Genomic DNA, 6,363 nt, shown 5'->3' on the forward strand with positions numbered 1-6,363 from the left:
GCCTGTGACCTGCGATGATGCTCTCGATCACGTATTTGTTACTTCATTACGTCCCCTAACCCCGATTCTTCCTGCACGGCAGGCATCCGCTCACGTTCCAACGATCTACGAACCCCCAACATCACCAGCTACTGGCGGATCTAGGTCAGACCGTCGTGGCTATGAAAGATTCCATCGCATCGCTTACCGGCTACCCGGGAATCACCGCTGGATTCGTCGCTCGAATACGGTCGCACCAGGAGGAACTGCCGGTCTTTAGGGACTGTTAGCGGCGCGGGCCGCGGTCGCTTCGAGGATGACCGCGGGATCGGTTCTCCTCCCGGAGAATCCGGTGCTGGCCCACCTGACGTACCGCGGCCTGGTCGATAGGGGAAGTCGGGTCGTTTCGCGACGACACCCTCCAGTCCGGCGGCGCCGGCTGCCAAGATCTCCTGGATCGCCCCACCAGCTCCTCCGGCGGGCTCAGTTCTCTCCGGCCGGTCAGGCCTGCCAGCATGGCCCGCTGTTCGAAGCGGGGCAGTCCGGTCGTCTGGTGCCCATCTTCGCCTGCTTCGACCAGGTGTCCGATGATGCCGCTGAGTGCCGGTTCTGCGCCGAGGTGTAGAAATGCGCGGTCTGCCCAGGACAGTCCCGGTGCGTACTCCTCGGCCGTGAAGGCGGTGGCGCGGGTGCCCCGGGCTCCGGAATCGGGGGGGTATGCCGGACTCATCCGCTCTTGATGTCCTGATCGGGCTCGCGCTGCTCTTTGCCGCGTTCAGCCTCGCCGTCTCCCGGATCAACGAGGCCGTGCTCGCTCTGTTCCGCTACCGGGGGCGCCAGCTGGAGGCCGAGCTGCGACGGCTGCTCGGCGGTGACCGGCCCGCCGAACCGTCCGATCCGGGGGCGGACCCGCCCGCGGATCGTCCGGACCTCGTCGCCGAACTGTTGGACGGGCCGCTTTTGGCCATGCGCGCCACCGGCCGCGACACCTCCCTGCCGGCTATGGCCGACCATCCGCCGGTTTCCGGGACCTGGGGCTCGGTGCGCCGCGCGCACACACTGCGGTTGCCGTCCTACCTGCCGTCCACCGCCTTCGCTCAGGCGCTGCTGGACCGGGTCGACCCGCCCGCCCGGGCCATGCTGTCCCAGCTCCGCCCGGACACCCTGCCCGACCACGTCTCCGACGAGGCCAGGGCCGTGTACCGGCGGGCCTACGACGGTGCCCGGCATGCCCTCGAGGAGAGGTCCGCCCAGGCCCTGTACGACGCGATGCCCGTGGATCACCCCACCGGGCGGGTCGTGGCCGCTGCGCTCGTCGCCGCCACCAAGGCCGGAGCCGTGGGAACGGTGGAGGACGGGCTCGCCGCGATGCCCCCCTCCCCGGTGAAGACCGCGATGACCACGGCGATAGTCCAGGCCGGCGGGGACCGCGAGAAGGTCGTCCTCGAGCTGGCCCGGTGGTACGACGACGCGATGGACCGCCTGTCCGGGTGGTACAAGCGGCGCATCGCCGTCTTCCTGCTCGGCTACGCGGTCCTGCTGTCCGTCCTGTTCAACCTCGACGCGATCGGGCTCGCGCGGGCGTTCTGGCAGGACGGCACCGTGCGGCAGGCGGCCGTGACCGCGGCCCAGGCCGAGGTGGGTTCATCCGGCGAGGCGGCCGGGGGCTCCGCCGGGGGTTCCGCCTCCGGCACCCGCCTCACCTCCGACCAGCCCACGGTGGGGGACGCCACGGAACAGGTGATCAAGACGGTGCGCGACGCCTCGGGGCTCGCCTTCCCGATCGGCTGGGTCCACAACTCCGCGGGCCGCGACGACCCACGGGAGGTTCCCGACTCCGTCGAGGGCTGGCTCCTGAAAATCGCCGGCATCGCGATCGCCTGCTTCGCGCTCACCGCCGGCGCCCCCTTCTGGTTCGACCTGCTTGGCAGACTGGTGAACATGCGCGCCACCGGCCCCAAACCCCGGGCCGCCAACGGATAGATCAGGACTCTTCCGTCGGCGGGCCGGCTGGTGGCCGTGGTGGCCGTGGTGGCCGTGGTGGCCGAGGTGGCCGAGTTGTGGGGAGCAAGGCACGGTCCAGGGACCGCAGACCGTGCTCAGGTCCCCCAAATTCGCCAGCCGGCACTGGCACTGGCACTGGCACCGGCACCGGGTGGATGCCGAGCTGGTCGAGACGCCGCACCAGCGCGTCCAGGGTCGGCCGGGGATGCCGGTAGAACTCCGAGCCGCGGATCCGGAAGAACGTCCAGCCGAGCCGTTCCAGGATCCGCTGGCGGCGCAGATCCGCCTCCCACTGGTCGGGCCCGTGGAAACGGTCACCGTCGCACTCGACCGCGAGGCGGGGGCCGCGGCGCCCCACATCCCCAGTGGCGGCTCCTGCGGCGGCGGCTCGCTTGGCGGTGGCTCCTTCGGTGACGGCTTGTTCGGCGGTGGCTCGCGCGGCGGCGACCCCCTCGGCGACCAGGTCGGAGACCCCCCCGACGACCAGGTCGATCCGGTAGCGCCCGACCGGATGCTGGGGGCGAACCCGGTAGCCGCGGGCGAGGAGCTCGCGCAGGACGGCCCGTTCGAACTCGCTCTCGCAGCGATCGGCCAGATCCGCGTCGAGCCGTCCGGTCTGCCCGGCGTACATGTACTCGATCAGCTGGCGCCGCACATCGTCGTCGCGCAGCGTGGCCGGGTCGACGCTGTGGAACACCCACATCTGGTTGCGGGCGCGGCTCGCGGCCACGTTGACCCGTTGCTGGTCACGGCGGCGGGTGGCGGCCGAGCGGTTGTCGTCCGCGACGACGGAGATGAAGATGACGTCCCGTTCGTCGCCCTGGAACTGGTACGGGTCGCCGACCCGCAGGTCGCGGCGGGAGAACTCGCGCTCCCCGAGCCGTTCGACCAGGGTGTGTTCGATGAGGCGGGGCTGGCCGGCGCCGAGCAGGGTGACCACGCCCATGCTCATCCCCTCGTAGGCCGGGTCGGCGCAGCAGGCGAGGACCCGCTCGACAAGGGCCTGCGCCTCCGCCGGGTTCGCGTCGCCGAAGCGGGTCTGCGACCGGGCGCCCCCGGGGACCCGGACCGGTCGCAGCGGCGCGCCGATGGCGAGCTCCGGATCCTCCCGCAACGGCAGGATCTGCTGGTCGTAGAAGCGGGTGGAGAAGCCGATGATGTCGGGCAGGCAGCGGAAGTGTTCCTTGAGCACGATGGTGCGCGGGAAGACCCGGGCCGCGGTGTCGTAGAGACTCGCCTCCACGTCGAGCAGCGAACGCTGGGCGACGTCGGGCAGGTGCGCGTCCATCAGGGCATGCACCTTGGCCCGTTCGATGCCGACGGCCTCCGGACTCGTCTGGGCGTCGTCGCCGACGACGACGGCCTTGCGGCCCAGGCTCAGCACGCCGAGGGCCAGTAGGTCGCACTGGCTGGACTCGTCCACGATGACCACGTCGAACAGGTCGTCGGCGCCCGGCTCGAAGCTCTCCATCACCCGGTGCGTCGGCATGATCCACACCGGTACGGCGCCCATCGCCGCCCGCATGTGGGCCCGGGCCTCGGCGCGCCACCGCGGGGCGTACTTCCCGGTGCCCTTCCCGATCCGGTCGAGTGCCTGCACCCAGCCGGTCAGCGCCCGGCGCTGGGAATCGCCGAGCCGGATCGCCAGGCCCAGCCGGGCGGAGCGACGCGCGGTCTCCAGCACCAGGGCGCGCACGTGCCGCGAGGCGTCGGCGAGCTGACGGCCGAGCGTGGTGAGGTCGCCGTCGGCGTGCAGGTCGTCGAGCCAGGTCTGGGCTTGGCGCCAGCGCCACGCCTCGCCGGCCCGTACCGGATCGCCGGCCCGTACCGGATCGCCGGCCCGCATTGGATCACCGGCCTGCACCGGATCACCGCAGCCCGGCGGGTCACCCTGCCCGGTGAGGATGGCGTCGGTCCACAGTGGCGCGACCGCGCGCAGCCGGGCCGCGAGCCGGTCCCGGCGTTCCACGTCGGGGCGCAGCGCCGCCAGCCGGGCGCTTTCGTCGAGCAGCGCCGTCCAGGCCGCCAGGTCCCGCCTGGCCAGCGCCTCGTGCAGGCCGGCCCACACCCGGCCGGCCTGCGGGCCACGGCCTCCCTCGGTGAGCGCCCGTTCCACCACGGCGAGCGCACCGACGATCTCCTTCTCGCGCCGTCGGCCGGTCGCCGCGGCAAGCAGGCCGGCGAGGTGGGAAAGCGTGTCCGGGTCGGAAGGCGCCGTCGTGACGCGATGGCCGGTGGGATGGCCGCTGGGGAAGCCGGCGCGATGGCCGGAGGCGAAGCCGGTGGGGAAGCCGGTGGGGAAGACGGCGGGGAAGACGGCGGGGAAGCCGGCGGGGAAGACGGCGCGCAGCCGGGCGAACAGCTCCGGCGCCGCCCGGCGTTCCCAGTCGACGGCATCGGCGAGGCCGCCGGCGACCGCGTCGAGCCGGGTGAGGACGTCGGGTGCCGCGGGCTCGACGGCCTCGCCGCCGAGGGCGGCGGCGATCGCGGCCTGACGGGTGGCGGCGGCGGTCAGCGTCTGACGGCGGCGCACCTCTGCCTCGACGATTGCCACATCGCCCACCGTGCGTGCGACCAGCCCGTCAACGCGCACCGCGTCGTGCAGGTCCCGCAGTTCCCGCCCGCCGAGGCGGGGGATCCCCCGGCCGGCGGCGAAGCGGCCCCGCAGGTCGGCGAGCAGCCTCAGCTGGACCCGCGAGTCACCGGTGGGCAGCTCGATGGAACGGCCGAAGGTGAGGGTGGTCAGGCGGCGCAGCTCGGCGACCTCGGCGGCGAGGGCCGTGGCCTGGTCGGCCCAGAACCCGACCTGCTCACCCGACGGCGCGCACTGCGCCCGGGCGGTGGCGAGCCAGCCGACCGACAGCCGGCGCAGCCGGTCGGCGGCGGCCCGGGTGTCCTCGACCAGGGCACGGACGCCGTCGGCACTGTCGGCACTGTCGGCACTGTCGGCATCGAGCGCGTCGAGCGCGTCGACGGACAGGCCGGCCTGTTCGAGGTCGGCGAGCCCGGCGCGGATCTCGTCGAGTTCGTCGTGCAGCCGGCCGAGGGTGACCGCGCCCGGCAGCGACGCGCCGTCCGGCAGGTCGTCCGGCAGATTGCTCGCGGCGGCCCGGGCGTCGGCGGGGGTGATCTCGCGCGCGGTCCGGTAGAGCTCGGCGAGCTCGGCCGGGCTGAGCGGAAGCGCGTGGGTGGGGTCGAGCCGGTCGGGGACGAACCCGAACTCGTCCGCGCGCTCGGCCAGCCAGCTCGCCACCTCCGGCGCGCGTTCCCGCCCGTGCGGCAGGTCGAACTCCCGCGCCTCGCTGGCCAGCAGGTCGATCATCCGCAGTTCGAGGGTGCGGGCGGTGGCGCGGGCGGCGTCCAGCTCCTCGGCGAGGGCCTTCACGGCCGCGGTCTCCCGCGCCGGGTCGACCTCGCTGACCGCCCCGGAGATCTCTACGACAGCGGCGCGCAGTTCGTCGAGGTCGGCCCGGCTCGACCCGAGCACGGCGACGGTCAGGTCGCGCAGCTCCCGCGGGATCTTGTCGCGCAGCACCGTGAGGGCTTGTTCGTCCTGCGCGGTGACGAGCACCCGCTGCCCGTGCGCCACGAGGTGGCAGATCATGTTCGCGATGGTGTGGCTCTTGCCGGTGCCGGGCGGCCCCTGCACGGTGACCCCGCGGGCGCCCGCGAGTTGCCGGGCGATCCGCTCCTGGTCGGCGTTCGTCGGCAGCGGCATCAGCAGGCGTTCACCGAGCCCCGCGGGAGAGTTGTCGTGACTGCGCCGGCCACGGCCTCGATCGGCGTGGGCGCCGTCGGCGTGGGCGCCGTCGGCCCGCTCGTCCGCGCCGAGCGCGGCGGCGACGAGCCTGTCGTCGGCGACCACGGCGGCGATGGCCTCGGGGAGCACGTCCCGTTCGGCGAGGGCGGTCCGCAGCTCCGCGTAGAACTGCGCCTGCAGAGCCGGCCGCGGCCGCACGTACACCGCCCAGGTGTCGACCAGGACGGGACTCGGCCCCGGCGGGGGCACCGGACCGGTGGTCGCGCGGGCGTCCAGCCCGAGCGGGGCGAGGATCTGGCGGTGCAGCTCGGCCCGGGCCGGGGCGTCCCACGGATCGGCCGGCGCCGTCCGCAGCCGGTCGCGCAGGGCCGACATCTCGTCCAGACCGGGGAGGCCGAGGCCGTGCAGGGGCTCGGTCTCCAGGCTCGCCGGACCGTCGGGATGCAGCCGGATGACCCCGGAGTCCGGATCGACCGTCAGCACCATGCGGGTGACGAGCAGCGGATGGATGATCGTCGCGTCGCCGACCCGCCAGCACAGCACCGAGTGCCCCCAGGCCAGCTCCACGGTCGCGGCCTCGCGCTGCAGCCGCAGGCGCAGGTCGAACAGGCGCTGGTAGA

The 6,363-nt window shown here is 73.4% G+C and carries 2 protein-coding genes; one reads left to right on the plus strand and one right to left on the minus strand.

The features are described from left to right. The first annotated feature begins 696 nt into the window (after positions 1–696). Positions 697–1,962, plus strand: coding sequence for a hypothetical protein (locus ACY45C_RS05670; protein ID WP_462186595.1), 1,266 nt, complete (start codon positions 697–699; stop codon positions 1,960–1,962). A gap of 1 nt (position 1,963) precedes the next feature. On the opposite strand, the gene ACY45C_RS05675 is transcribed toward ACY45C_RS05670, so the two are convergent. Continuing rightward, positions 1,964–6,363, minus strand: a 4,400-nt coding sequence (locus tag ACY45C_RS05675; protein WP_462186596.1) for an AAA domain-containing protein, incomplete at its 5' end; no start/stop codon positions are given.

The organism is Frankia sp. CcWB2 (genome assembly GCF_977927585.1).